The organism is Herbiconiux liangxiaofengii (assembly GCF_041927335.1).
Lineage (GTDB): Bacteria > Actinomycetota > Actinomycetes > Actinomycetales > Microbacteriaceae > Herbiconiux > Herbiconiux liangxiaofengii.
The window spans coordinates 359,362-384,896 of sequence record NZ_JBHFHD010000008.1 but is presented as its reverse complement, the minus strand read 5'-3'; the positions used below and the strand labels follow the sequence as shown (position 1 = coordinate 384,896).

The following is a 25,535-nucleotide window of genomic DNA, read 5'->3' as shown; positions in this document are numbered from 1 at the left end:
GGGTAGGGGTCGGGATGGCGGGCTGTGGGCAGGCCCGCGCCCAGCGTCGGGGCCCTGCGGCTCAGGCGAAGAGGTCGGGGTGCTTCTCGAGTTCGAGGCGGGTGCGCCGGATGTGCGTGACAAGCACCCGCTCGGCGTCATCCGGGTCGCGGCGACGGATGCAGTCCACCAACAGGTGGTGCTCCAGGTGTGTCACCCCGATGCCTGACACCCCCACGAGGGTGGCGTAGGCGCGGCGGTAGTGCTGCGTGGTGTTCCAGAGCCGGTGGATGATCTCCCAGAGCGATCCGGTGGCCGCCCCCGAGTAGCTCAGCAGGTGGAACTCCCGGTCGCTCGCCATGAACACGTCGACGTCGGCGTTGGTCTCCATGCGGTCGGCGAGCTCGGTCATCCGCGCGATCTGCTCGTCGGTGAGGTGCGGCAGGCTGCGCGAGAGCAGCAGGGGCTCCAGCCGCTCGCGGATCGAGTAGGCCTCCACGCACTCCTCGAGGCTGAGGCGCGACACCCAGGCGCCAGAGTTCGCGACGAGCGTGACAAGACCGTCGGCCTGCAACATTCGGATGGCCTCGCGGGCCGGGATACGGCTCGAACCGAAGCGCTCGGCCAGGTCTTCCTGCCGGATGCGCGTTCCCGGTGCGAGAGCCCCGCCGAGGATCTCGCGGCGGAGGCTGTCGGCGATGCGATGGCTCGCCACGGAGCTGTCTGCGATGGCGGCACCGAGGAGGCGCTCGATGGGGGAGCCACCGGTGCCCTCGGAGCGCGGTGGGCTCTCAGAAAGGCCTGCCGTATCGGCGCTGGCGCCGCGGTCGGCGGGGGAGTCGGTCATTGCGTCGAATCTTATCGGCGCCTCACTCTCCCGGGCGGGCCGGATGCCACAGCAGCACCTCGGCCTGCTCCTCGTACTGCTTGCCGTGCGGGTAGCTCACGAGCTCGAACTGCATGCCCCAGGGGCTGAGGAAGTACACCCAGCGCTGGCCCTCCGACGCGTTGCGGCTCGCGGTGGGGGCGCCGAGAACCCGGATGCCCGCGGCCTCCAGAGATGCCACGGCGGCATCGAGGTCGTCGACGTAGAACGCGATGTGATGCCCGCCCAGGTCGCTGTTGCGGGGTTGCGGGCGTTGATCGGCGGTCGGCTCGTACTCGAAGACCTCGAAATTCGGGCCGAAGCCGCACCGGTAGAAGCGGATCTCGCGCACGACGCTCCGGGGCTCGACGTTCAGATGCTCGCGCATCCAGTCGTCGTCGCGACGCATGGTGGGCAGCGAGTACACAGGCGTGCAGCCGATCACGTCGACGAAGAAGCGGTGCGCCTCGTCGAGGTCGGGCACCGTGAAGCCGATGTGCTCGGCGCCTCGCAGGCCGGGAATGGCCACGGTCACCTCCTTTCGACGGGTTCCGTTCGGATGCGAATGGATCCACTGAGGATGCTAGCGTAGTCGATACGCGAAGAAAAGGGTTGCAATGGATACATTCGCCGCATAGTGTGCTCTTCAACGTGCCTCACCCACGTGCGAAGGAGCACCTGCAATGCCACGCGAGAAACGTCTTCAGCCCGGATCGCCCTGGGTCGAGCTGAGCACCACCCCCGCCGACTGGAAGGCCGCTGATCCGGCGCTCCTCGGCACCATGCTCGGGCAGCTGCACCTCATCCGCGCCTTCGAGGAGGCGGTGCTCGAGTTGGCGGGCGCCGGCCTCGTCCACGGCCCTGCGCACTCCAGCATCGGCCAGGAGGGTGGCGCGGTCGGATCCATCGTGGCGCTGCGCTCGAGCGACGGAGTGAACGGGTCGCACCGCGGGCACCACCAGTTCCTGGCGAAGGCGCTGGCGCACGTGGCGCCCGATGGGCTCGACCCCGAGGCGCTCGTCACCCCCGTGGTGCAGGAGGTGCTGCAGAAGACGCTCGCCGAGATCCTCGGGTTGGCGCAGGGATACTGCCGCGGTCGCGGTGGCTCGATGCACCTGCAGTGGCACGAGGCCGGTGCGCTCGGCACGAACGCGATCGTGGGCGGCGGGGTGCCGCTCGGGGCGGGTAACGCGTGGGCCCAGCGGCAGGCCGCCGTGGCGGAGGCGGGCGCGACGCGGGGCGACGAACGCGGCGAGACCGACGGCACCGGCGCGGAGCCCGCCGCATCCGGAACCGCTCTCGACTCCGACCTCACGGTGAGCTACTTCGGCGACGGTGCCGTGAACATCGGTTCGGTGCTCGAGACCATGAACCTCGCGGCGGCCTGGAAGCTGCCGTTCTGCTTCTTCATCGAGAACAACCTCTACGCGGTGTCGACCCACGTCACCGAGGTGACCGCCGAACCGCGGCTCTCGGCCCGTGCGCTGGGCTTCGACATCCCGGCCTGGCGGGTCGACGGCATGGATCCGCTGGCCGTGCACCTCGCGATGCAGCAGGCCACCGAGCTCATGCGCTCGGGTGGCGGGCCGGCTGTGATCGAGGCGGAGGTGTACCGGTTCTTCCACCAGAACGGTCCCTACCCGGGTAGCGCGTTCGGGTACCGCAGCAAGCAGGAGGAGCAGTCCTGGCGTGAGCGCGACCCGCTGCTCCGGATGGCTCGCGAGCTCACCGCCCTGGGCCTCATCGACGACGAGGGCCTCGCGAGCGTGCGCTCGCAGGCGCAGAACGCTGTCCGTCACGCCGTCGACGCACTCACCGAGCCCGACCCCGACGGCAAGCCGGGGGTGAAGCGCATCCGCCCCGATCTCTGGCCCGACCCGGGTTTCGTCGACGTCGGCATCCGCGGCGACCTGGCCGAGATCGCCGACGCGCCCACCCTCGAGCAGGCCGACTACGCCGGCACCAGCTCGACGGGCAAGTTCGTCGACGCGGTGGCCGCGGTGATGGATCGACGAATGGGCTCCGACGATCGCATCGTGGTGCTCGGTGAAGACATCCATCGCCTCAAGGGCGGCACGAACGGCGCCACCAAGGGCCTGGCCGAGAAGTACCCCGGCCGCGTGCTCGGCACCCCCATCAGCGAGAACGCCTTCGCGGGTCTCGGCGGAGGCATCGCGCTCGACGGCCGCTACCGGCCCGTCGTGGAGTTCATGTACCCCGACTTCATGTGGGTGGCCGCCGACCAGGTGTTCAACCAGATCGGCAAGGCCCGCCACATGTTCGGCGGCGACAACCCGGTGCCGCTTGTGCTGCGCACGAAGATCGCCATGGGCTCGGGCTACGGCTCGCAGCACCTGATGGATCCGGCGGGCATCTTCGCCACCAGCCCGGGGTGGCGCATCATGGCGGCGTCGACCCCGTTCGACTACGTGGGCCTGATGAACGCGGCCCTCGCGATCGACGACCCGGTGCTCATCATCGAACACGTCGACCTCTATGCCGAGTCGGGTGAGATCCCGGATGACCTCGACTACCAGATCCCGTACGGCACCGCAGCGGTGCGCCGGCCGGGCTCCGATGTGACTGTGCTGACCTACCTGTCGATGGTCGGTGAGAGCGCCAGGGCCATCGAGCAGACCGGCGTCGACGCCGAGCTGATCGATCTGCGCTTCCTCGACCGGGCGTCGCTCGACTGGGAGACCGTGGGTGAGTCGATCCGCAAGACCAATGCGGTGTTGATCGTGGAGCAGGGCGCTCAGGGCACGTCGTACGGGTCATGGCTGGCCGACGAGATCCAGCGCAGGTTCTTCGACTGGCTCGACCAGCCGGTGCAGCGGGTGACGGGGTCCGAGGCCTCGCCGAGCATCTCGAAGGTGCTCGAACGGGCCGCGATCGCGAAGTCCGACGACGTGGTGGTGGGCCTCGAACGAGTGCGTGCCGGATTCGGAAGGGGTGCTTGAGATGGCGACGATCATCAGGATGCCGAGCGTGCTCGCGGGTTCGGAGGAGGCCGCGATCGCCAGTTGGCTCGTGACGCCCGGTCAACGCGTGGAAGTGGGCGACCCGCTCGCAGAGATCGAGACCGAGAAGGCCGTCGTGGAGTACAACTCCGAAGACGCCGGTGTGGTGGGGCGCGTGCTGCTCGAACCGGGTCAGGCCGGGGAGATCGGGATGCCGATCGCGGTGCTCATCGCGGAGGGGGAGACCGACGCCGACATCGACGCCGTGCTCGGGGGCGGGCCTGCGGCTGGCGTACCCGTCAACGGTCCGGGCTCGGCTCCGGATGCGACCCGGCGCGACCCCGACTCCGGTGCGCCCGTGCAGGAGGCCGCCTCGATGGAGGCCGCTGCCGCCGAGGCCGAGCCGTCGGCCCGGGCGGGTGAATCGGCCCCCGACGCCGAATCCGCGGCCGCCCCTGTGCCCTCACACGTGCCCGCCCCCGCGGCAGCCACGCGTGAGGCCGTGCCGGGAACGTCTGCCCAGGAGTCGGGTGACGGCGAGCGGCTGTTCCTCAGCCCCATCGCCCGGAAGCTCGCGAGGGAGAAAGGGCTCGACCCCTCGTCCATCACCGGCACCGGTCCCGGCGGGCGCATCGTGCGCCGCGACGTGGAGCAGGCGCCGGCGCAGCAGGCCGCCGCCCCCGTGGCGGGTGCCGCACCTGTGGCGGCTGCCGGGGCACCCACGGGCTCGGTGTCCGCGACGAGTGCGCCGACGGGCACCGCGGCAGCGGGCGCGACGGCCTCGGCCGCGCCGGGCGTCGCACCCGAGGTCGCGACGACTGCTTCGGCGGGCGCATCCGCCGAGGCCGACGACACCGAACTCGTTCGGCACACCCCCATGCGCAAGGCGATCGCCCGGCGGCTCACCGAGAGCAAGTCGACGGTGCCGCACTTCTATCTCACGGCCGAGTGCCGCGTCGACGAGCTGCTCGCGCTGCGGGCGCAGGTCAACGAGCGGTCGGCGGTGCGCGTCTCGGTGAACGACTTCGTGGTGAAGGCGGTGGCCGCGGCGTTCCGCGAGGTGCCCGAGGCCAACGTCACCTGGAGCGACGAGGGGATGCGCGTGTACCGCTCCGTCGACATCGCGGTGGCCGTCGCCACCGACGGCGGACTGCTCACCCCGGTGGTGCGGGGAGTCGACGGGCTGAGCATCACCTCCGTGAGCACGTCGATCGCCGACCTGGCCGGCCGTGCCAAAGCCAAGAAGCTGCGGCAGGACGAGCTCGAAGGCGGCAGCTTCTCGGTGTCGAATCTCGGCATGTACGGCGCGCTCGAATTCGCGGCGATCCTCAATCCGCCGCACTCCGGCATCCTCGCGGTGGGGGCTGCGAAGCCCCAGCCCGTGGTGATCGACGGAGCGGTCGAGGTGGCGACGGTGATGCGTGTGACGCTCTCGGTGGATCACCGTGCGGTCGACGGCGCCCTCGCGGCCCGCTGGCTCGCGGCGTTCCAGTCGAGCATCGAGAACCCCCTCACGATCCTCGTCTGACCCCTGCCCCGTCGCCCGGCCCTCGGCGAGAAGTGCGGGGGCAGGTCAGGCCAGGCGGTCCATCGCCCGGAGCACGTCGACCGCCGAGGCGAGGTTCTCCGAGGAGCGGACGGGCTGTCCCGAGGAGGGCATCTCCTGCGAGAACTCCCGCCGCCCCACCACGAACCACAGCCCCTTCGCGGGCACGCTGCCCTCGTTGAGGTAGAGGTGCGGTCGCACGGAGTCGAAGCTCAGCGAGTCGCCCGCCTTCAGCACGAAGGTGTCGAAGTCGAGGCGCACGGTGAGCTCGCCCGACAGCAGGTAGGCGTACTCCACGCCGCTGTGGCGCATCATGCGGCCCTCGATCGAGCTGGATGCTCCCGGTTCGTAGGTGACGAGCAGCGGGTCGACCGCTCCGTCGCGACTCGCGGCGAGCCGCTCCCATCGCACGCCGTTCTCCATCTCGAGCACCGGGTTGTCGGTGCCGCGCTGCAGGGCGGGGAGCGGCTGGCCGGCGGCATCCGGAGTGTTCAGTGACGCTGGCGGCAGATCGGAGCCCACCGCGACCGGCCGGCCGACGGCGGCGGGCTGATCGGAATGCGCACTGCCGGCCATGAGGTCGTCGAAGGAGATGCCGAGGTGGTTCACCAGCGCGTAGAGCGTGCTCACCGAGGGCTGGGTCTTGCCGGTCTCGACCTGCGAGATGAGGGATGCCGAGACCCCGAGTGCCGTGGCCACGCTGCGGAGGCTGAGACCGCGCGCGATCCGCGCCGCACGCAGCCGGGGGCCGATGTCGTCTGTGATGGTCGCACTCCTCGCTCGCGGGCTCTCGGCCCGAACCGGATTCTGTGCAGCAAGAGTATACGAACCGGCCGTCTCAGAGAGCGCCGGGTTGCGGGCTGCATCGGCAGAGTGTGTTGTTAGACTGAACACTGTGACAAGCTAGGCTGAACAGCCGAGAGGACGAATCAATGGCGAATCGTATGGCGGGAACCGTGGCGGTGGTCACCGGAGCGGCGAGCGGGATGGGCTTGGGCATCGCCCGGGCCTTGGCTGCCGAAGGGGCATCCGTCGTCATCGCCGACCTGAATGCCGAGGCTGCCGAGGCCGCTGCCGCCGGGCTCCGCGACGAGGGCCGCGCCGCCCTCGGAGTGCGCGCCGACGTCTCCGACCGCGCCCAGGTGAAGGCCGCCGTCGATGCCGCGGTCGCCGAGTTCGGCCGCATCGACGTGTGGTTCAACAACGCCGGCTTCAACGCGCCGATGAGGTTCCTCGACGTCACCGAGCAGAACTGGCGCGCGATCATGGAGGTCAACGCCCTCGGTGTGCTGATCGGCACCCAGGAGGCGGCCCGCCAGATGATCGCCCAGGGCGGCGGCGGCAAGATCGTCAACACCACCTCGATGGCCGGGCGCCAGGGCTTTCCGGCCTTCGCCCCCTACTCCGCGGCCAAGGCGGCCGTGATCTCGCTCACGCAGTCGGCGGCCAAAGCGCTCGCCGAGCACGACATCACGGTGAACGCGTTCGCGCCCGGGGTGGTCGACACGCCCCTCTGGGTGAAGCTCGACGAAGACCTGCTCGCCATCGGCGAGACCACGACGGCCGGCGGGGCCATGGACGAGTTCGCGGCGGGGATCATCCGCGGCCGCACGGCCACCGTCGACGACATCGTCGGGACGGCGCTCTACCTCGCGTCATCCGACTCCGACTACCTCACCGCCCAGGTGATCATGATCGATGGAGGGATGGTCCTGGTATGACCACACAATTCGACGGCAGTGCAGCCCGGCCCGCATTCGACGGGGCGGGCGCGACGGCAGCGGCAACGGCGGAGGCCAGACCTGCCGGCCAGGCTCCGGCCGGTGGCTACGCCACGATCCCCACCGCCACCCGCGGCACGAACGCGGTCGACTGGGAGCAGCGCATCGACTTCGACCGCCTGCGCAGCGAACGCCTCGCGCGGCTCAAGGCCGAGCTCGACCGCAGCGATCTCGGTGCGGTGCTCGCGTTCGACTTCTCGAACATCCGCTACATGACCTCCACCCACATCGGCACCTGGGCCATGGACAAGCTCATCCGGTTCAGCCTGCTCACCCGCAACACCGACCCCATCATGTGGGACTTCGGTTCGGCCGCCAAGCACCACTCCCTCTTCAACCCCTGGCTCGACACCACGACGGCCGAGGCGGATGCCGATCCGCACGCCGCGCATCACGGAGCCGTGCGGCCGCGCGCCGAGAGCGGGTCGCGCGCCGGCATCTCGACCCTCCGCGGTGCGTTCAGCCCCGACGCCGAGATCGCCGACCGGGTGGCCGCCAAGATCAAGCGCGAGCTCGACAAGTTCGGGGTGGCCGACCAGCCGCTCGGTGTCGACGTGATCGAGCTGCCCATCCTGTTCGCGCTGCAGAAGCAGGGCATCCGGGTGGTCGACGGGCAGCAGGTGTTCATGGAGGCGCGGCGCATCAAGACGGCCGACGAGATCGGCCTGCTCACCCAGGCGGCGTCGATGGTGGATGCGGCCTACGAAGACCTGTACGAATTCCTGCGGCCGGGCGTGCGTGAGAACGAGGCCGTCGGGCTGGTGTCGAAGAAGCTGTACGACCTCGGCTCCGAGTACGTGGAGGGCGTCAACGCCATCTCGGGGGAGCGGTGCTCGCCCCATCCGCATGTGTTCTCAGACCGGCTGATCAGGCCGGGCGACCCCGCGTTCTTCGACATCCTGCACAGTTTCAACGGCTACCGCACCTGCTACTACCGCACCTTCGCGGTGGGCTCGGCGAGCTCGGCGCAGCGCGACGCCTACACGCGGGCCCGTGAGTACATGGACCGTGCCATCGCCCTGGTGCGCCCCGGTGCCACCACGGCCGACATCGTGGCCGTCTGGCCCACCGCGCAGGAGTTCGGCTTCGCCGACGAGGAAGCCGCGTTCGCGCTGCAGTACGGGCACGGGGTGGGGCTGTCGATCTGGGAGAAGCCGATCTTCTCGCGCCTGGTGTCGCTCGACCACCCGGAGGAGCTGAAGGAGGGCATGGTGTTCGCCCTCGAGACATACTGGCCCGCCGCCGACGGCTGGGGCGCCGCGCGCATCGAGGAGGAGGTGATCGTGACGGCCACCGGCTGCCAGGTGATCACCAAGTTCCCGGCCGAAGACCTGCTCGTGGCCGGTAAGCGCTACTTCACGGTGGGGGGCAGCCTGCCGACCCTCCGCGACTCGCAGTCGCACCTCAACACGGCCGCGGGGCGCGGCGAGCCCGGCGCGTGACCGAGGCTGCGGTGAGCGGCCCGAGTGGCCAGAGCGGCCCGAGTGGCGGCCGCGTCGGCGTCGTGGGCCTCGGTTCGATGGGCTCGGCGATGGCGGGCCGCCTGCTCGACTGCGGCTACGAGGTGGTGGTGTGGAACCGCTCGCCGGCCGCCGTCGACGAGCTCGTGGCCCGCGGTGCCGAGCGAGCCGCTTCCGTGGGCGACGCGCTCGCCGTGGGAACCGTGTTCTCGATGCTCTCGAACGAGTCGGTCGTGTTCGACCTGTTCGACGAGCAGGTGCTCGCCGCTGCTCCGGATGACGCCCTGCACGTGAACCTCGCCACGGTCGGTGCGTCTGCCGCCACGAGACTGCTCGAGCGGCACCGGTCGGCGGGCGTCGCCTACGTGGCCGCCCCGGTGCTCGGCCGCCCGCCTGCGGCCGCCTCGGGTGCCCTCACCATCCTCGCCGCCGGCGAACCCGCCGCCGTCGAGCGGGCGCGGCCGGTGCTCGAGGTGCTCGGCCGACGGGTCTGGCCCATCGGTACCGATCCGAGCCAGGCCAACGTGGTGAAGATCGGCGTGAACTACCTGATCATCCACGCCCTGCAGGCGATGGCCGAGTCGATCACCCTGCTCGAGACGCGCGGCATCGACACCGGGATGTTCGTCGACCTGCTGGGCGACAGCCTGTTTCCGGGAGTCGTGTACTCGGGCTACGGCGGCGCGATCGCCCGCGGCGGCTACACGCCGGCCGGGTTCACCACCGAGCTGGGGTTCAAAGACCTGATGCTGGCGCTCGACGCGGCGCACGCATCCGGAATCACGTTCCCCACGGGCAGCGCCCTCCGCGGCGTGTTCGAGAAGGCGCTGGCCGACGGCCAGGCCGACCTCGACTGGGCCTCCATCGCCGAGGTCACCCGCGCCGCCGCCCGCCCCTGACCCCCCCCGACCTGCCCGGCCCTCCCGACCCCGGTGGCGACGGAGTTTCGGGCGCACGTCGGTCCGTGCATCCGTCGTTCGCTCGATGGGCCGGGGATCTCCGTCGTTCGAGGACGCCCGGCCGCGCGCCCGGCCGGGCCCGGAGTGAGGCCGAACATGCGGCTTGGTCTTCTCCTTCGAAGTGGGGTGTGACACTGAACACTCTCGCCTACAGGCCCGCAGAAACGCCAGCCCGGCGCCGAACACACCGCTCCGCGTGTACAGTGATGATGAACTTTTCGATGATGCAAAGGAGCTCAGCATGCGAGCAGCCGTCTTCCACGCCGCGCACGACATCCGGGTCGAGGACGTTCCAGAGCCCAGCGGTGCCGGAGCGGGCGAGGTGCTGCTGCGCCCCTACTGGTGCGGAGTCTGCGGCACCGACCTGCACGAGTACGCGATGGGCCCCATCGTCATCCCGGCCACGCCCCACGCCCTCACCGGCGCCACCGCGCCCCAGGTGCTCGGCCACGAGTTCTCGGCCGAGGTCGTCGAGGTGGGTGCCGGCGTCACGAACGTGAAGGCCGGCGACCGCGTCTCGGTGATGCCCCTGCTCTCGTGCGGCACCTGCTACTACTGCCGCCGGGCGCTCAACCACCTTTGCCAGCGCATGGCCTGCATCGGCCTGAGCTACGCCTGGGGCGGCATCGCCGAGCTGGCGGTGGTGCCCGCCACCCACGTGAGCGTGCTTCCGGATGGGGTCAGCGACCTGCAGGGTGCGCTGGTCGAGCCCGGTGCGGTGGCCGCGTACGGGGTCGACACCGCGCAGGTGCGCCCCGGCGACACCGTGCTGATCACCGGCGCAGGGCCGATCGGCGCTCTCGCGGCGCTGTACTCCTCGGCGCTCGGCGCATCCGTCTTCATCTCGGAGGTCAACCCGCACCGGGCCGAGCTGGCCCGCGCGCTCGACGTGGGCGAGGTGCTCGACCCCACGTCGGTCGACGTGCCGGCCTACCTCAAAGACCGCACCGAGGGCGTCGGGGTGGATGCGGTGGTGGAGTGCTCGGGCAATGAGCGTGCACTGCAGGCCGCGCTGGCCTCGGTGCGCTCGGCCGGCCGCATCTCGCAGACCGGGCTGCACACGAAGGCCGCCTCGATCGACCCGATGGTGCTCTCGGAGCACGACATCACGCTCGCCGGCACCTGGTGCTATCCCGTCACCGACTGGCCCCGCATCATCGATCTCATCGCGCGAGGCCGGTACCCGGTGGAGAAGGTGGTGACGGCCCAGGTGGCGATGGACGACGTCGTGGCCGGGTTCGAGACGCTGCTGTCGCCGAAGGGCGACCAGGTGAAGGTGCTCATCCAGGCGAGGACGGCGTGACCATGAAGGCTCTGCAGTTCGTCTCGGAGGATGCCGCCGCCGTGCGCACCCTCGACATCCCGCCCATCGCCGCCGACGAGGTGCTCATCGCCTCGCGCCGGGTGGGGGTGTGCCACTCCGACATCGAGCTGCTCGAGGGGCGGTACATCATCCCGTTCGAGTACCCGGTCATCCCGGGGCACGAGTGGTCGGGTGAGGTGGCGGCCGTGGGCTCGGCGGTCACCGACTTCGCCGTGGGCGACCGCGTGGTGGGCGAGTGCGTGATCGGCGACGATCACTTCGGCTTCTCGATCTCGGGGGCCGCGGCCGAGTACTTCGTGGCCAAGCCGTCGTGGCTGCATCGGCTGCCCTCGGAGCTGTCGTGGGCGGCCGGCGCGCTGGTGGAGCCGTTCAGCGTGGCGTACTACGCGCTCATGCGCGTGGGCAACGTGAACGGCAGCGACGTGCTCGTGGTGCTCGGTGCCGGGCCCATCGGTCTCGCGGTGACGGCGGCGGCGTCGGCCCTCGGTGCGGTGACGCTCGTGGTGGAGCCCTCAGCCGAACGCCGCGAGGTGGCGCTCGCACTCGGGGCCGTCTCGGCCGTGCATCCGGATGACGCGGCCGACGCCCTCGCGTCGCTGTCGGGCGGGCGGGGTGCCGACGTGGTGGTGGAATGCTCCGGCCGGCCCGAGGTGATGGCCACCGCCCTCGAGCTGGCGGCCTTCCGCGCACGCATCGCGTACATCGGAATCGACGTGGGCCGCTCGGCGCCGGCGCCGCTGGGGCTGATCCAGTCGAAGGAGCTCACCATCACGGGCTCGATCGGCTCGCCCGGTGTGTGGCCGCAGACGCTGCGGTTCCTGGCGACGTCGGGCATCGACCTGTCGCCGCTGATCACCCACGTCTACGGCATCGACCAGGCGACGGATGCGGTGGCCACGGCGGCCGCCCAGCGCGGCGTCATCAAGGCCCACATCGAGCTCACGGCCCCCGTCCCGGCCTCCTGACGGGGCGCGGGCTCAGTAGCCGGGAGGAACGTCGCCGGTCATGTCGACGCTCCCGGTGGCCGCGTTCCAGCTGAAGGTGGCAGTGGCCCGGCCCGACGCCTCGGCGTTGGACTCCGTGCCCTGGGTGAACCGGTAGGTGACGCTGATGGAGTCGTCGGAGAGCCGCTCGACCGCGGGGGTGAACCCGTACGGCGTCGACGTCGCCGTGCCCAGATAGGTGCCGGAGTGGAACAGCAGAACGGCGTTGGGTGAGCTGACGGTGGCGTACTGCAGCGTCACCACCGTCCACGACAGCGCCGCGCAGGGGTCGTAGCCGCTGTAGTCGGCGCCTTCGGCATCCCAGACGGCGTCGCTCAGTCCCTCCGGGGCCGGCAGTGCGGCGATCGCGGCGGCGGCGGCCTGCCGTCCGTCGGCGGGGCCGCAGGTGGGCGTCGGCGTGGGCGTCGGCGTCGGTGTGGCAGAAGCCGATGGGGTCGACGGCGTGGCGCTGCTGCTGGGTGAGGTCGTACTCCCGCCCGCCCCGGTCGACGTGGGTGCGCATCCGGCCAGCATGACGACGACGGCGCTGCCCAGCAGAAGCCGCGAGATTCTCCGACGTGTTCTCATGCCTTCCAGGATGCACCGAGCCGGTCGTCATCACCACGCCTGCGCGCCGCCGGGCGGCGTGAGGCGAGCCGCGTCAGCGGGCGAGGCTCGAGATGAGGTTCACGCTCGAGGCCAGCACCACCACGCCCAAGAGGAACGACAGCAGCGCGTGCCGCAGCACCTCCCGCCGCATGGTCGAGTTCGTGAGGCTCGTGTCGGAGACCTGATAGGTCATCCCCAGCGTGAAGGCCATGTAGGCGAAGTCGAGGTAGCTCGGCGGCTCGCTCTGGTTGAAGTCCACGCCCTTCCCTCCCGCCCGGTAGTAGGCGGCGGCGTACCGCAGCGTGAACAGCACGTGCACCAGAAACCAGGATGCGGCCACCGTCACCAGCGCGGCCGCCGCCAGGCCGAGTTCCGCCCCGCCGCGCAGCGTTCCCGACTCCACCAGCAGCAGCGCTATGGCGCCGAAGCTGGCGAGGCTGGCCAGGAGGAGCAGGGTCTGCGCCACCGGCTGGGTGGGGTCTTCGCGGGTGGCGTGGCTGGCCGTCTCCGCGGCGTCGAGGCGGCCGATCGTGCGCCACACCCAGATGGAGTAGGTGCCCGCTGCAGCGATCCAGCCCACCGCCGGCGCGAACAGCCACGAGCCCGCCAGGCCGGTCACCACCGACACCACGATGAACACGGTGAACATCACGGCCACCCGTGATCCCGCCCGATGCCAGAACGTGGGGGCCTCCCGCCGTGGTGTCGCCATGACCGTTCCTCTCCCGATGCATCGCGCTCCCGCCGCCGCGGCGCCGAGCGCTTCAGGCGCAACGATAGCCCTCTCCGCCGGTCCTGCCGCCGAGCGCGCTCACAGCGACAAGCCCGCGGCTGCCGCCCCGATCGACAGGCATCCCACGACCAGAGCGTTGACGGCCGCCCGGCCCGGGAGACGGCGCCGGATCAGGTCGGCCGAGTCGACGCTGGCCGTGCTGAAGGTCGTGAACCCGCCGAGGAGTCCGGTTCCCACCACGGCGAGCCAGGCCGGGGCGAACGAGGCTGTGGCCTCGCTCATCACGAGCCCCAGGAGGAACGACCCGACGATGTTGATGGCGGCCGTTCCGACGGGGAACGTGGTGGGCGCCCACTGCTGGAGGTTGCCTCCGACCACGAGGCGCGCGACGGCGCCGAGCCCGCCCGCCAGGGCGATGCCGAGCACCGTGACGATCGAGACCCCGGTCACGGCGTGCTCCCGGTCTCGGGCGCGGGTCGCGTGCCTCCGGGCCGCCGACCGGTCGCCCGCTCGACGACCCACCGCCCGATCAGTGCGGCCCCGACCCCGAGCACGACGCTCCCCACGGCATACAGGATCGCGTCGGCGGACGACCCCCGGATGCCCGCCGCCGCCACGCCCACCGCGAACGACCCGTAGGTGGTGAAGCCGCCCAGGTAGCCCGTGCCCACCAGCAGCCGCAGTCTGCGCTCGGCCGCCGGCGCCTCGGCACCCGACCGCAGCGCCGCGTACAGCACCGCGAGCGTGAAGGAGCCCACGATGTTGATGAGGAAGGTGGTGTAGAGCAGTCGGTCGCCGGGGGTGGCCAGATCGAGGCCCTCCCGACTCACCGTGCCCGCGGCGCCCCCGATGAACACCATCAGGGCGGCCGACCACGATCGGTGGTCGGGTCTGGGCGGGTGCGTCATAGGGCGTCCTTCCGTTCGACGGCCTGAGACTAGCCGTGCCGGCCGCCCCGGCCTCCCGACGGCAGTCGAGACTGCGTCCGACGCGGCGCGAGAGGGAGTGCCACGGTAAACTGGGAACTGGTGTGCCGGGAAGTCTGGTCGGCGGGCGGTCACAGGGTCGCTCTCCCCGTTCGCTGAGCCACCCCGTGGCAGCAAGGATCCCCTATGGCCGTCATCCGCTCGGAACGCGTCGCCGCGTTGCTCCTCCTCGTCGCCGCAGCCCTCGGCCTCATCGCGGCCAACACCGCCATCGGGCCGGCCCTGATGGGGCTGCAGGACACCCACCTCGCCATCCCGGGCACCCCGCTCGACCTGTCGGTGGGCCACTGGATCAGCGACGGCCTGCTCGCCGTGTTCTTCTTCGTGGTGGCCGTGGAACTCAAGAACGAGTTCGCGGTGGGCCAGCTGAACTCGGTGTCGAAGGCCGTGCGGCCCGCCATCGCCGCGCTTGGCGGCGTGATCGTGCCGGCGCTCATCTATCTCGCGGTGACGGCCGGGTCCGGCTACGAGGGCGGCTGGCCCATCCCCACCGCCACCGACATCGCGTTCGCCCTGGGGGTGCTCGCCGTGTTCGGCAAGGGCATCCCGTCGCGACTGCGCATCTTCATCCTCGCGCTGGCGATCCTCGACGACATCGTCGCCATCCTCATCATCGCGGTGTTCTTCACCGCCGACCCGAATCTGCTCTTCATCGCCCTCGCTGCCGTCGGTGTGCTGGCGTTCGGGCTGCTCAGCCGCCTGCTGGGCACGCGATTCCGGATGCCGGTGGCCGCGGCCCTGGTGGTCGTCGCCCTGGTCACCTGGTCGCTGGTGTACCTGTCGGGGGTGCACGCCACGATCGCCGGTGTGGCCCTCGGGCTCGCGATGGTGCGGAAGCCCGCGATGCGCGTTCGCCACCACCTCGAGCCGGTCACCAACGGCGGCATCCTGCCGCTGTTCGCGTTCTCGGCCGCCCTCGTGGCGATTCCCCAGGTGTCGCCGGGCGAGCTCGCGGCGCCGTTCTGGGGCATCCTGATCGCCCTGCCGGTGGGCAAGCTGATCGGCATCGCCCTCGGGGGGTGGCTGTCGAGCTTCGTGGGGCCCCGGGAGAAGCGGCCGCACCTCACCCTGCACGGCCTGCTGGCCGCCGGCGCCCTCGGCGGGGTGGGCTTCACGGTGTCGCTGCTGATGAACGAGCTGGCGTTCGCCGCGCAGCCCGAGGTGGCCGACGAGGGAACGCTCGCCGTGCTGCTGGGCTCGAGCATCTCGATCGTGCTGGCCGCGATCGTGGTGTCGACGTTGGCGGGCACCTACCGCCGCCTCCGCCGCCTGCGCACCGCGGCGGAGCAACGGATCGCCGAGGCCTGACCCCGGCGTCTGCCGACGCCCGCGGCGACAGCGCGACGCCCGCGGCGACAGCGCCTCCCGCACGCGGCGACGGCCGCCGCCCCCGCGAGGGAGACGACGGCCGTCGCGTTCGGGCTACGCCGACAGGCGCGGGTAGTCGGTGTACCCCTCGGCCCCCGAGGCGTAGATGGTGGCCTGGTCGGGCTCGTTCTCGGGGTGCGACCCCTGCCACCGCTCCACCAGGTCGGGGTTCGCGATCACGGGGCGGCCGACGGCCACGGCGTCGGCCACGTCGGAGCCCACGATGTCGTGGGCCTCGTCGCGCGTGGTCATGCCGCCGAATCCGCTGTTCACCACCACGACCCCGCCGAAGCGGCGGCGCAGCTCCTGCACGAGCTCACCCGAGGGCGAGGCGTGCAGGATGCTGAGGTACGACAGCCCGAGCGGAGCCAGCCCGTCGACCAGCGTCCCGTAGGTGGCGAGCACGTCGTCGGCGTCGGTCTCGAGCACGTCCTGGATGTTGTGGCTCGGCGAGATGCGCACACCCACGCGCCCGGCGCCCACCTCGTCGACCACGGCACGCACCACCTCGAGCACGAACGACGCGCGGGCCTCGGGCGAGCCGCCGTAGGCATCCGTTCGCGTGTTCGACACGGGGGAGAGGAACTCGTGCAGCAGGTAGCCGTTGGCGGCGTGCAGTTCGACACCGTCGAAGCCGGCGTCGACGGCGCGGCGGGCGGCGGCCACGAACTCGTCGCGCACGACGGGCAGCTCCTCGGCGGTGAGCGCGTGCGGCAGGGCATAGGCCACCTTCTCGCCGTTCGCCAGGCGGGTCTCGCCCTGGATGGCGATGGCGCTGGGGGCCACGATGCGGTCGGTGCCGGTGACGCCCGGATGCGTGACGCGGCCGCCGTTCATCAGCTGCATCACGATGCGCCCGCCGGCCTCGTGCACGGCGTCGGCGACGGTGCGCCAGCCCGCGGCCTGCTCGTCGGTGACGATGCCGGGCTGGCCCGGGTACGCCCGCGACTCGGCGCTCGGGAAGACGCCCTCGCTGATGATCAGCCCCATGCTCGCCCGCTGGGCGTAGTGCTCGGCGATGAGGGCGGTGGGCACGCCCTGCTCGTCGGCGCGCAGTCGGGTCATGGGGGCCATCACGAGCCGGTTGGGCAGCTCGAGATCGCCGGCGATGAGGGGGGTGAAGAGCTTCACGAAGGGGCCTTTCGTCGAATCAGCGGGCGCCGGATGCACGCCCGCCCGGGTAACAGGTGCACGCACCCCAGACGTGAACCCGCCCCACGGGTTCCCGGATTCCGCCTCCCAGCGTTTTCCCACCCCCCTCCTCCGCCGAGTTGCGCCAAATCGCCCCTTCGCGGCGCCCGAGAGGGCGATTCGGCGCAACTCGGCAGGGCTTGGGCACACCCTAGGCTGGAGGCGGAGGCAGCACGGGATGAGCCGGATCGAGAATCAGCGCAAGACGGTCATGCACCGACTCGCCACGGCGGCCCGCGGCCCGTTGGCCGAGTCGGGCGGGTTGACCCCGCAGCTGATCGACGACATCTGCCGGCAGGCCGGGGTGCACCCGCACTCGTTCCGCACACTCTTCCCCGACGACGACGCCTTCCTCGACGCGGTGAACGACGGCCTCGTCGACGACACCGTGGCGCGACTGCGCGGTGGCGTGCAGGCGTTCGCGCCCACCCGGCCCGACGCGGCGCCCTCGTTCGAGGAGGCCGCCGTGGCGCTCGCCGACTCGTGGCCGCTGGACCGGGCCGGCGTGCTCATCCGGGCCGATCGCCGCGCCCGCGCCCTGCGGCGCAGCGACGACGGCACCACGGTGCTGATGGCCGAGAAGCGCTTCCTCGACGCCCTCGTCGATGTGCTCTCGGAGCTGATGGCCCGGCTCGGGCGCCGCTTCAGCTGGTCGGCCGTGCGCTCGACCCGCGTCATCCTGGACACCTACGAGCGCTCCTTCGAGACCTGGCTGCTGAACGGCAACGACGAGGCGGACTTCCACTCCTCGCCCTACGTGCGCCGTACCCTGCCGGCTCTGCTCGAGGCGATGAGCGAGCCGAGCGACCCGGCCGAGATCCCGGCCGAGACCCCGCCCGCGACCCCGGCCGAGGCCCCGCCCGCCGCCATGCCCTGATCGGTCCCCGCACGCAACCCCCTTCCGATCCACGCCCACGCGTGTAGACGAGGAAGTGGGGCCGTTCGGCTCCTCCCTCCGCGCCCGTCGGGCGTCGGCGGCGTCGAGGAAGGACAGCCCGCATCCCGCACCCCGCTTCTCGCAGCCCACGCATCGGCTGGTACGTGCACCACCGCGGCGCCGGGCACCGGATGACGGCGGCCGCGGTGATCCCCTGGCTGCCCGCCGAGGTCACCGTGTTCACCTCGGCCGCCGAGGTGCCGGAGGCGGCGCGCACGATCGCCCTCCCGCTCGACACCGACACCGACCTCGACACCTCCGCCGCGGCGACCACCGCATCGGGCGGCGGTCCCACCGCCCACGGCGCCCTGCACTGGGCCCCCACCGCCTCCGCCGGTCACACCGCCCGTCTCGCCCGCATCGCGCGGTGGGTCGCCGAGGCCCGGCCCGACGCCTTCGTGGTCGACCTGTCGGTCGAGGTCGCCGCCTTCGTGCGCCTGCTCGGCGTGCCCGTGATCACCTTCACCCTGCCCGGCCGCCGCGACGATCCGGCACACCGGCTCGGCTACGCCCTCTCCGACGCCGTGATCGCGGCCTGGCCGGCGGACATCGGCCCCGAGGCCCCGAGCGCTCCGCCCGAGCGCCTTCACCGCGTGGGCGCGCTCAGCCGCTTCGCGCCGGTGGCCGACCGGCCGGCGCCGGTGCGCTTCGACGCCCCAGTGGTCGTGCTGCACGGCGCGGGCGGCCGGGGCGAGAACCCGGTGGCGCAGGCGGCTGAACGGATGCGCGCGGTCGGACTCCCGGTGCGCGAACTGCGCGGCGCCGGGTCGGCCGAGGTGTGGCAGCAGCTGCGGGCGGCCCCGCTCGTGGTGTCGCACTGCGGTGCCAGCGCGGTGGCCGAGATCGCGGCGGCCCGCCGGCCCGCCCTGCTGATTCCGGATGCGCGCCCGCACGACGAGCAGCAGCATCTCGCGGCGTCTCTCGCCGCCGCCGGGCTGCCCTGCCGCATCCTGACCCCCGACGCCGTGGCGGGTGCCGACTGGATCACCGAGCACCGGCTGGCTCTCGCCCTCGACGGTGCCGGCTGGTCGCGCTGGAACGACGGCCTCGCGGCGCGGCGCATCGCCGCCGTGATCGCCGGGCTGGCCACGGGCCGCCCCGCCCTGGGCGAGGCCGCGTGAGCGCCGCCATCCGTCTCGCCGTGATCACCACCGTGGCGGGCCGCCGCCGGCACCTCGAGCGCCAGCAGCAGTGGCTGGCGGCCGACGGCGTCGGGCGCCTGCGGGTGATCGTGGCGATGGACGACGACCCCGTCGACGCGCCCGGCGCCATCGTGCTGCGCCGGCAACGCTCGGCCACCGGAGCCCTGCCGCTGGCCGAGGCGCGCAACGCGGGGGCCGCCGCCGCGCTCGATGCCGGCGCGACCCTGCTCGTCTTCCTCGACGTCGACTGCCTGCCGCGCCCCGGCCTCCTCGCGGCCTACCGACGCGCTTCGGCCGGGCACCCCGGAGCCCTGCTCTCGGGAGCCGTGACCTACCTGCCCGAGGGCGTCGACTACGACCGGCCGGACGCCTTCGACGCCGTCGGCACCGTGCACGGCTTCCGCCCCCGCCCGGCACCCGGTGGTGTGGAGGAGGCGAGCCACGACCTCTTCTGGTCGCTCTCGTTCGCCTGCACCGCCGAGGTCTGGGCCCGCATCGGCGGTTTCGACGAGGGCTACACCGGCTACGGCGCCGAGGACACCGACTTCGGCAGCTCGGCCCGCGAGGCCGGGGTGCCGCTGCTGTTCATCGGCGGCGCCGAGGCCGACCACCAGTACCACCCGGTGAGCGACCCCCCGGTCGAGCACCTCGACGACATCGTGCAGAACGCCACCCGTTTCCGGCAGAAGTGGGGGCGGCACCCGATGCAGGGCTGGCTCGACGCCTTCGAAGCCCGGGGCCTGATCGCGCACGACCCCGACACCGACACCTACGCCCGAACGGACGCCGCATGAGAATCGCCATCCTGTGTCATCTGCACCACCCGATCGCCGAGCCGTTCCAGGGCGGAACGGAGTCGCACACGGCGCTGCTGGCCGACGAGCTGGTGCGGCGCGGGCACGACGTGACCCTCTTCGCGAAGGAGGGTTCCCGCACGGCGGCCACCGTGCATCCCCTCGTGCCCAGCGACTTCGAGTTCGCGTTCGCCGCCTCACCGCTCGTGCGTCAGCAGCAGCAGGGGTTCCTCGCCGAGGCGAGCCTGCACAGCATCGAGTTGATCGAGCAGGGCGGCTTCGACGCGGTGATCAACAACTCCCTCAGCAGCCTGCCCTACCGGAGGCTGCGCGAACTGCCCATGATGACGGTGCTGCACACGCCGCCCACCCTCACCGACGTCAACGCCATCCTCGACGCCCCGGGCTGGTCGCCGTCGCCGCTGCACTCCTACGTGACGGTGTCGGAGACGAACGCCAGGGCCTGGCTGCCGCGGCTGCCCCAGGTGGTGTGCGTGCCGAACGGCATCCCCCTCGAGCGCTGGGCGGTCGACGGGGCCCGCGAGCCCGGGGTCGCCGTATGGGCTGCGCGCATCACGCCCGAGAAGGGGCTGCACATCGCCATCTCCGCCGCCCGGGCGGCCGGATTCCGCCTGCGCATCGCCGGGCCGATCGCCGATCCGCGGTACTTCGCCGACGAGATCGAACCGCAGCTCGCAGCGGGCGACGTGGAGTACGTGGGCCATCTCGGCCACGACGAGCTGCCCGCCTTCTACGCCGCCGCCCAGGTGTTCGTGGCCAGCCCGGTGTGGGAGGAGCCGTTCGGGCTCTCGGTGGTGGAGGCGCTGGCATCGGGAACCCCGGTGGCCACGCTGCCGAACGGGGCCGTGCCCGAACTCGTGTCGGCGGCGTCGGGGCCCGCCGCGGGGGCGGTGGCTGCGGACGACTCCGCGACGGCGCTCGCCGTCGCCATCCGGGAGGCCTCGCTCATCACGCCCGTGGCCGCACGGGCGCGCGCGGCGCGGTACTCGCTGGAGCGCATGATCGACGCCTACGAAGACGAGCTGCTGCGCCTGGTGGAGCGTGCCTCAGTCGCGCTCGGGGTAGGCGAACCGGATGCGCGCGGCGAACGCGCCGGTCATGCTGCTGATGCGCCAGTGCTCGTCGACGCCGTCGGGCGCGGCGAACGGCGGCTGATCCCGGTAGGCGGCCGAGATGGCCGAGGCGTAGCCGGCGGCCTCCTCCGGCGTCGGCGCCGTGCAGAGCCGGCGCTCGTCGAAGGCGAACGGCAGCACCGGTCGACGCTCGCGGATCTGCTGCAGCACCAGGGCGGTGCCGGTGAGGAAGATCTGGTCGGCGACATCCATTCGGCGCAGCCACGGGGCGAGCTCGCGTGACGGCAGGGGCGAAGCGGCCGCAGGGTTCTCGTCGGTCATCATCGCGTTCTCTCGAGGGGCGACCCGGGATCGGAGTCGTCAGAGGTCGAGGGTAGTGAGAAAGCGGTGGGACTGCGACTCCCGTCCAGCACCTGTTCAGGTAGGCGCCGCCGAGGAACGCCGGCGTCGTCTCCTCAGGGGCGGTGTCGCTCGGCGAACGACGAGCGCAGATCGCGGGCGGCCTCGCGCCCCTCGTCGGTGAACTCGTAGAGCCGGCGGGGCGGGCTCTCCCGGCCGCCGAGCTCCTCCCAGGTCGACTCGATCCAGCCCTGCCGTTCGAGCCGGTCGAGGATGGGATAGACCGTTCCGGAGGGCCGGCCGGACTCCTTCACGATCCGCAGCCCCCAGATGGGCCCCGAACCGTCGAGCATCGCCGACAGCACGTCGACGGTGGGCGCGGTCACACGCTGCAGCGGTTGCATGCGCCCAACCTAGCGAGGCGGCGCGTCCGGCCACAACGGTCGGGCGGATGCGCGGTGCACGCCCGGCGCGCCCGGTTCAGGCGATCAGGCCGGCTGGAGTCGGCCCGCCACCACGTCGATGCGGTCGGTCAGCTCGAGCACGGTCTCGTCGAAGGCGGCCTCGGTGCCGAGCGCGGCCGGGTCGGGGATCGACCAGTGCAGGTCGTCGTCGCCCCGCAGCTGCTCGTGCGCGCCGTCGCACACGCTGATCACGAAGTCGCCCTCCACGATCACGTCGTCGACGTGCCGGGGCCGGGCGGCGCCGTCGAGCGAGAACCCGTGGCGGCGGGCGGCGGCCACCGCACCGGGGTTCACCTCGGCGGCCGGGCTCATCCCGGCGGAGAGGGCGGGGATGCTGCTGGAGCGCCGCCACAGCGCCTCGGCGAGCTGGGAGCGTGCGGAGTTCGCGGTGCACACGAACACCACGCGGCCGCGCACCGTGAGCGGGCCCGGGATCAGCGAGTCGAAGGCGTCGCGCACGAGGTGCAGGTAGGTGCGGCGGCCGTCGAACTCCGACCGGGCGCGGGTGAGGATGCCCGCCTTCTCCAGCACCCGCACGTGGTGGGCCACGAGGTTCGACGGCAGGCCCAGCGCCACCTGGATCTCGGTGGAGGACAGATCTCCGAGCACCAGCAGGTCGACGATCCAGAGCCGGGTCGCGTCCGCGAGCGCCGCGAACGTGGTCGCTCGGCGCGTGAGATCGGACATCGGTAAACAACCCCTGGTGAGTCAATCGCTACTGACTCAATCATGGTAGGCAAGACGGTGAACGGCACCCAGGCGTTGCGACGGTCAGACGATTGTCAGGGGGCCGGGCCGGCAGGGTGCCGGGCACGAACGAAAGGACGCCCTCATGGGTATCGGTACCGGCATCGCCCTCTTCGTCATCGGAGCGATCCTGGCCTTCGCGGTCAACGTCGACCTCGGCGGCTTCGTGAACCTCAGCCTGATCGGCTACATCCTGATGGGTGCGGGTGTGGTCGTGTTCCTGATCAGCCTCGTGCTCACGCTCCGCCGCCGTTCCACGGTGTCGACCACCCGCTCGGCCGTCGACCCGGCCAGCGGCGAGCAGGTCACCCGCCGCACCACCGACCGCGACCCCCTGGCCTGAGCCGGGGCGGTTCTCGGGAGCGCCGCCGCGACCAAACGCGCGAGACGGATTCGTACTCGGACATCCCCCGATCCCTGTCCCGTCACGTGGTGGGTGTCGGCTCGAGAATGAGGGAGAATCGCAGTTTCTGTTGCGCGCGGCCTCCGAGCGCACTGTAGAACTCCGCTGCTCGGGTGTTCCACTCGGGGGTCTGCCATTGCAACTGCGACAGCCCCATTGCGCCCGCTTCCCGGGCGACTGCATCGAACAAGAGCACACCGACCCCTTCGCCTCGATGATCGGCGTCGACGAATAGACAGTCCAGGTGCGCGAAAGGAGCCGCTGTCCAGGTCGAGTGCTCCCTCGAGATGGACGCGTAGCCCACGGTGGCCCCGTCGGCGACGGCGACGAGCATCTTCAACCGCCCCGACCCGATCGAACGCGCCGTCCTCGCGGCCCAGTCGTCCGGGATGGCGACGTCGCTCCGTTCGAAACGGACGTGGGCTTCCACCATTGCCCGGACGTCAAGGCACTGCGTCTCGGTGTGGACGCGCTGGATGACGACGGTCATGCCGGCGCGGTCAGTGGGTCGGTGGGGCGGCGGGAGCGCCCCTCGTCGCTGACGATCGCGAGTCCTTCGCGTGCCCAGTACTCAAAACCGCCGATCAACTCCCGGACCCGCGTGTAGCCGAGCCGCGCGAGGATGAGCCCAGCGCGGGTGCTGCCGTTGCAACCGGGGCCCCAGCAGTAGACCACCACCTCCGCATCGCGGTCCGGCGCGACCTCTGCCGCGCGCTCGGCGAGGTCGGCAACCGGGACATGAACGGCGCCGGGGATACGTCCCCGGCTCCAGGAGGCGTCGTTGCGGACATCGAGGAGCAACTGCACCCGGCCGGCCGCGCGGTCGGCGGCGAGGTCGGAGGGGTCGGTCTCGTACTGGAGTTTGGCGGCGAAGAAGTCGGCCGCGGAGAGAAGCGTCGTCATGCCTCCAGCAAAGTGCAGGAACCCCCTGTAGCGGAACAGGCTGTCAATGGTGTTCAGTCGGTTCAACCGTCGAATCCGCGGTACCGTCTCATCTATGCCGTCGAATCCGTTCCTCCCGCTCGATGCGACCGATCACGCGATCATCCACCACCTCCAGCAAGATGGGCGCACGAGCGTCGCTCAGCTCGCCCGACTGATCAATCTCTCCGCCAGCGCGACGGCCGAGCGTGTGCGTCGGCTTGCCGACTCCGGGGTCATCACCGGATACTCGATCACCGTCGATCCGGAAGCCCTCGGCTACACCGTCACCGCTTTCGTGCGGCTTGCCTATCCCTCCGGCGACTATGCGCCCTTCCATTCGCTGGTCGCGGGAATGCCCGAGATCATCGAGGCGCACCACGTCACGGGCGCAGACTGTTTCATCATCAAGGTCCTTGCCCGCTCGATGCGCGATCTGGAACGGATCACCGGTCGGCTCGCGACCCTCGGCGGCATCACCACCAGCGTCGTCTATTCCAGCCCGGTGCCCTCGCGGCACGTCACCCCCGCCTGAAGCGCGGCAGCCACGTCAGCTCCAGTCGCGCGCCGAGCGGGCCGACCAGTACGTGTCGGCCGGCTCGGCCAGTCCGACGAGCCGCTGCTCGTCGACCGCCGGCACCCGGGCCACGGTGTTCGCCCGCAGCTGGGCGCGCGTGACCGCCCCGCTCAGCACGATGTCGGCCCACGGATGCGCGACGGCCGCGCCGATCGCCAGCTGCTCCAGCGGCTGCCCGTCGGCCTCGGCCAGTCCGAGCGCGGCCGGTGAGCCCTCCGCTGTGGTGAGCCGCCCGTTCGCGAGCACCTCCTTCACCACCACGAGCCACCGCGCGTCGTTCGCGGCCGCGAGGGCGGGTGCCGCCGAGGGCTCCAGCAGGTTCCACGTGGTCTGCACCGCCGAGAACGGCGAGTCGCCGAGCGTCAGCGCGCGCTCGATCACCTCGCCCTGACGCGGGCCGCTGGTGGAGAAGCCCACACGCACCCCGTCGGCCGCGAGCTGGCGCAGCCGCTCCACGAGCGGGCCGTCGTCGAGCAAGGGGCTCTCCGGCGTCACGGAGTGAACGAGGTATACGTCGGGTCGGGTGCCCAGGGCGTCGAGGGTCTCGGGCCACTGCGTGTCCAGCATCCGGAGGCTGTGCTCCTTGCGTTCCTGCACCGGGGCGTCGAGGCGCCAGTCGCCGAGGTACTCGTAGCCCCACTTCGACGCGATGGTGAGCTCGTCACGTCGGCCGGGGTGGGCGGCGAGCCACGAGCCCACGAACTCCTCGGCCCGGCCGTACGAGCGGGCGGCGTCGAGATAGCGGATGCCGAGGAACCACGCCGCATCCATCAGCGAGTGCGCCCGCTCCCGCATCGCCTCCACCGAACGCCCGGCGGGATCGCCGAGATCCGCGTCGCGGCCGGCGGTGATGTACGCGGGTCGGCCGAGGGCGGCGAGGCCCAGGCCCAGGCGGGAGGCGATGCTCTCGGACGCGTCGGTCATCCGTGGTGTGGCGCGGCCTCGCCGGCGGCCCCGGCCTCGGCCTCGGCGGGATGGGCCTGGTCGGGATGGGCCTCGACGTGCTCGAGCGACTTGCGCTCGAGGAACCCGCAGAGGCGCGCGGCCGACGACAGCTCGGTCGACAGGGCGAGCACCCCGTCGGCGTCGAGGGCGAGGTCGCGCTCGCGTGCGGTGAAGGTGACCTCCCAGTGCGGGTCGCCGAGCGCGACGGGCTGCATGTAGACGTCGGTGGTCGCGTTCTTCAGCTGGATGACGATGAGTCCGGTGTCCGAGCCGTCGGAGCCGTCCTGCACCACCACCTCGGCGTAGCCGGCCACCGACTCGCCGTCGGCGTCGTACTCGCTCAGCCAGGCTTCCAGCACCTCTTTGCTGCGGAACGGCATCGTCTCTGTCTCCTCCGGTCGAATGCGCAGAAACAGCCTCGCACACCC

28 protein-coding genes are annotated in these 25,535 nt (G+C 71.6%); 14 read left to right on the top strand and 14 right to left on the bottom strand.

Going from position 1 to position 25,535, the window contains the following annotated elements:
* Positions 1-61 precede the first annotated feature (61 nt).
* Entirely contained in the window at positions 62-826 is a 765-nt protein-coding gene (locus ACEXOR_RS08175; protein ID WP_374849050.1) for a GntR family transcriptional regulator, read from the bottom strand.
* 22 nt (positions 827-848) lie between these two features.
* Positions 849-1,373, bottom strand: coding sequence for a VOC family protein (locus ACEXOR_RS08170; RefSeq protein ID WP_374849048.1), 525 nt, complete (start codon positions 1,371-1,373; stop codon positions 849-851).
* Positions 1,374-1,527: 154 nt separating this feature from the next.
* Here ACEXOR_RS08170 and ACEXOR_RS08165 point away from each other — a divergent pair, with 154 nt between their 5' ends.
* Entirely contained in the window at positions 1,528-3,804 is a 2,277-nt protein-coding gene (locus tag ACEXOR_RS08165; RefSeq protein ID WP_374849046.1) for an alpha-ketoacid dehydrogenase subunit alpha/beta, read from the top strand.
* Position 3,805: 1 nt separating this feature from the next.
* Positions 3,806-5,332 carry a dihydrolipoamide acetyltransferase family protein gene (locus ACEXOR_RS08160; protein WP_374849044.1) on the top strand — a complete coding sequence of 509 codons (1,527 nt, stop codon included), beginning with the start codon at positions 3,806-3,808 and terminating at the stop codon, positions 5,330-5,332.
* A 45-nt stretch (positions 5,333-5,377) separates the two neighbouring features.
* On the opposite strand, the gene ACEXOR_RS08155 is transcribed toward ACEXOR_RS08160, so the two are convergent.
* Complete coding sequence (locus ACEXOR_RS08155) at positions 5,378-6,244, bottom strand: helix-turn-helix domain-containing protein (RefSeq protein ID WP_445451947.1); 867 nt, start codon at positions 6,242-6,244, stop codon at positions 5,378-5,380.
* Positions 6,245-6,282: 38 nt separating this feature from the next.
* Between ACEXOR_RS08155 and ACEXOR_RS08150 the strand changes: the two genes are divergently transcribed.
* The 5 genes from ACEXOR_RS08150 (at position 6,283) to ACEXOR_RS08130 (ending at position 11,839) form a co-directional block, all read left to right on the top strand.
* Positions 6,283-7,071 (top strand): SDR family NAD(P)-dependent oxidoreductase, encoded by a 789-nt coding sequence (locus ACEXOR_RS08150; RefSeq protein WP_374849042.1) that lies wholly within the window; start codon positions 6,283-6,285, stop codon positions 7,069-7,071.
* Positions 7,068-8,573 carry a M24 family metallopeptidase gene (locus ACEXOR_RS08145; protein ID WP_374849040.1) on the top strand — a complete coding sequence of 502 codons (1,506 nt, stop codon included), beginning with the start codon at positions 7,068-7,070 and terminating at the stop codon, positions 8,571-8,573. Before ACEXOR_RS08150 ends, ACEXOR_RS08145 begins: the two co-directional genes overlap by 4 nt.
* Positions 8,570-9,490, top strand: coding sequence for an NAD(P)-dependent oxidoreductase (locus ACEXOR_RS08140; RefSeq protein WP_374849038.1), 921 nt, complete (start codon positions 8,570-8,572; stop codon positions 9,488-9,490). The genes ACEXOR_RS08145 and ACEXOR_RS08140 overlap by 4 nt, the downstream gene beginning before the upstream one ends.
* Positions 9,491-9,791: 301 nt before the next feature.
* Complete coding sequence (locus ACEXOR_RS08135; protein WP_374849036.1) at positions 9,792-10,853, top strand: 2,3-butanediol dehydrogenase; 1,062 nt, start codon at positions 9,792-9,794, stop codon at positions 10,851-10,853.
* Positions 10,854-10,855: 2 nt separating this feature from the next.
* Positions 10,856-11,839 (top strand): zinc-dependent alcohol dehydrogenase, encoded by a 984-nt coding sequence (locus ACEXOR_RS08130; RefSeq protein WP_374849213.1) that lies wholly within the window; start codon positions 10,856-10,858, stop codon positions 11,837-11,839.
* Between the two features lie 12 nt (positions 11,840-11,851).
* On the opposite strand, the gene ACEXOR_RS08125 is transcribed toward ACEXOR_RS08130, so the two are convergent.
* The 4 genes from ACEXOR_RS08125 to ACEXOR_RS08110 form a co-directional block, all read right to left on the bottom strand.
* Complete coding sequence (locus ACEXOR_RS08125; protein WP_374849034.1) at positions 11,852-12,445, bottom strand: LppP/LprE family lipoprotein; 594 nt, start codon at positions 12,443-12,445, stop codon at positions 11,852-11,854.
* A 73-nt stretch (positions 12,446-12,518) separates the two neighbouring features.
* Positions 12,519-13,178 carry a DUF1345 domain-containing protein gene (locus ACEXOR_RS08120; protein WP_374849032.1) on the bottom strand — a complete coding sequence of 220 codons (660 nt, stop codon included), beginning with the start codon at positions 13,176-13,178 and terminating at the stop codon, positions 12,519-12,521.
* Between the two features lie 99 nt (positions 13,179-13,277).
* Positions 13,278-13,649: a fluoride efflux transporter FluC gene (locus ACEXOR_RS08115; protein WP_374849030.1), complete on the bottom strand. Its 372-nt coding sequence runs from the start codon at positions 13,647-13,649 to the stop codon at positions 13,278-13,280.
* Positions 13,646-14,107, bottom strand: coding sequence for a fluoride efflux transporter FluC (locus ACEXOR_RS08110; RefSeq protein WP_374849028.1), 462 nt, complete (start codon positions 14,105-14,107; stop codon positions 13,646-13,648). The genes ACEXOR_RS08115 and ACEXOR_RS08110 overlap by 4 nt, the downstream gene beginning before the upstream one ends.
* 204 nt (positions 14,108-14,311) lie before the next feature.
* Between ACEXOR_RS08110 and ACEXOR_RS08105 the strand changes: the two genes are divergently transcribed.
* Positions 14,312-15,493 carry a Na+/H+ antiporter NhaA gene (locus tag ACEXOR_RS08105; RefSeq protein WP_374849026.1) on the top strand — a complete coding sequence of 394 codons (1,182 nt, stop codon included), beginning with the start codon at positions 14,312-14,314 and terminating at the stop codon, positions 15,491-15,493.
* A 114-nt stretch (positions 15,494-15,607) separates the two neighbouring features.
* Here the strand turns inward: ACEXOR_RS08105 and ACEXOR_RS08100 are convergent, their stop codons facing one another.
* Positions 15,608-16,684, bottom strand: coding sequence for an alkene reductase (locus tag ACEXOR_RS08100; RefSeq protein WP_374849024.1), 1,077 nt, complete (start codon positions 16,682-16,684; stop codon positions 15,608-15,610).
* A 238-nt stretch (positions 16,685-16,922) separates the two neighbouring features.
* Between ACEXOR_RS08100 and ACEXOR_RS08095 the strand changes: the two genes are divergently transcribed.
* The 4 genes from ACEXOR_RS08095 (at position 16,923) to ACEXOR_RS08080 (ending at position 20,993) form a co-directional block, all read left to right on the top strand.
* A complete protein-coding gene (locus ACEXOR_RS08095; protein WP_374849022.1) occupies positions 16,923-17,621 on the top strand; it encodes a hypothetical protein in 699 nt (232 codons plus the stop codon).
* A 164-nt stretch (positions 17,622-17,785) separates the two neighbouring features.
* The gene (locus ACEXOR_RS08090) at positions 17,786-18,802 is read left to right on the top strand and encodes a glycosyltransferase (protein WP_374849021.1); all 1,017 of its coding nucleotides are present in this window, start codon (positions 17,786-17,788) and stop codon (positions 18,800-18,802) included.
* A complete protein-coding gene (locus ACEXOR_RS08085; protein WP_374849019.1) occupies positions 18,799-19,617 on the top strand; it encodes a glycosyltransferase family 2 protein in 819 nt (272 codons plus the stop codon). The genes ACEXOR_RS08090 and ACEXOR_RS08085 overlap by 4 nt, the downstream gene beginning before the upstream one ends.
* Positions 19,614-20,993: a glycosyltransferase gene (locus ACEXOR_RS08080; protein ID WP_374849017.1), complete on the top strand. Its 1,380-nt coding sequence runs from the start codon at positions 19,614-19,616 to the stop codon at positions 20,991-20,993. The genes ACEXOR_RS08085 and ACEXOR_RS08080 overlap by 4 nt, the downstream gene beginning before the upstream one ends.
* Before the next feature lie 173 nt (positions 20,994-21,166).
* Here ACEXOR_RS08080 and ACEXOR_RS08075 read toward each other — a convergent pair whose 3' ends face one another.
* Both ACEXOR_RS08075 and ACEXOR_RS08070 read right to left on the bottom strand, forming a co-directional pair.
* A complete protein-coding gene (locus ACEXOR_RS08075; RefSeq protein ID WP_374849015.1) occupies positions 21,167-21,454 on the bottom strand; it encodes a PadR family transcriptional regulator in 288 nt (95 codons plus the stop codon).
* Between the two features lie 84 nt (positions 21,455-21,538).
* A complete protein-coding gene (locus ACEXOR_RS08070) occupies positions 21,539-22,201 on the bottom strand; it encodes an arsenate reductase/protein-tyrosine-phosphatase family protein (RefSeq protein ID WP_374849013.1) in 663 nt (220 codons plus the stop codon).
* 145 nt (positions 22,202-22,346) lie between these two features.
* On the opposite strand from ACEXOR_RS08070, the gene ACEXOR_RS08065 reads away from it, so the two are divergent.
* The gene (locus ACEXOR_RS08065; protein ID WP_374849011.1) at positions 22,347-22,604 is read left to right on the top strand and encodes a DUF6458 family protein; all 258 of its coding nucleotides are present in this window, start codon (positions 22,347-22,349) and stop codon (positions 22,602-22,604) included.
* 82 nt (positions 22,605-22,686) lie between these two features.
* On the opposite strand, the gene ACEXOR_RS08060 is transcribed toward ACEXOR_RS08065, so the two are convergent.
* Both ACEXOR_RS08060 and ACEXOR_RS08055 read right to left on the bottom strand, forming a co-directional pair.
* Positions 22,687-23,154 (bottom strand): GNAT family N-acetyltransferase, encoded by a 468-nt coding sequence (locus ACEXOR_RS08060; protein WP_374849009.1) that lies wholly within the window; start codon positions 23,152-23,154, stop codon positions 22,687-22,689.
* Positions 23,151-23,567, bottom strand: a complete 417-nt coding sequence (locus tag ACEXOR_RS08055; RefSeq protein ID WP_374849212.1) for a rhodanese-like domain-containing protein — start codon at positions 23,565-23,567, stop codon at positions 23,151-23,153. The genes ACEXOR_RS08060 and ACEXOR_RS08055 overlap by 4 nt, the downstream gene beginning before the upstream one ends.
* 94 nt (positions 23,568-23,661) lie before the next feature.
* Here ACEXOR_RS08055 and ACEXOR_RS08050 point away from each other — a divergent pair, with 94 nt between their 5' ends.
* On the top strand, positions 23,662-24,120 hold the full coding sequence (locus ACEXOR_RS08050; protein ID WP_374849007.1) for an Lrp/AsnC family transcriptional regulator: 459 nt from the start codon (positions 23,662-23,664) through the stop codon (positions 24,118-24,120).
* A gap of 15 nt (positions 24,121-24,135) precedes the next feature.
* Here ACEXOR_RS08050 and ACEXOR_RS08045 read toward each other — a convergent pair whose 3' ends face one another.
* Positions 24,136-25,086 (bottom strand): aldo/keto reductase, encoded by a 951-nt coding sequence (locus ACEXOR_RS08045; RefSeq protein ID WP_374849005.1) that lies wholly within the window; start codon positions 25,084-25,086, stop codon positions 24,136-24,138.
* A complete protein-coding gene (locus tag ACEXOR_RS08040) occupies positions 25,083-25,487 on the bottom strand; it encodes a hypothetical protein (RefSeq protein WP_374849003.1) in 405 nt (134 codons plus the stop codon). The genes ACEXOR_RS08045 and ACEXOR_RS08040 overlap by 4 nt, the downstream gene beginning before the upstream one ends.
* Positions 25,488-25,535: the final 48 nt, after the last annotated feature.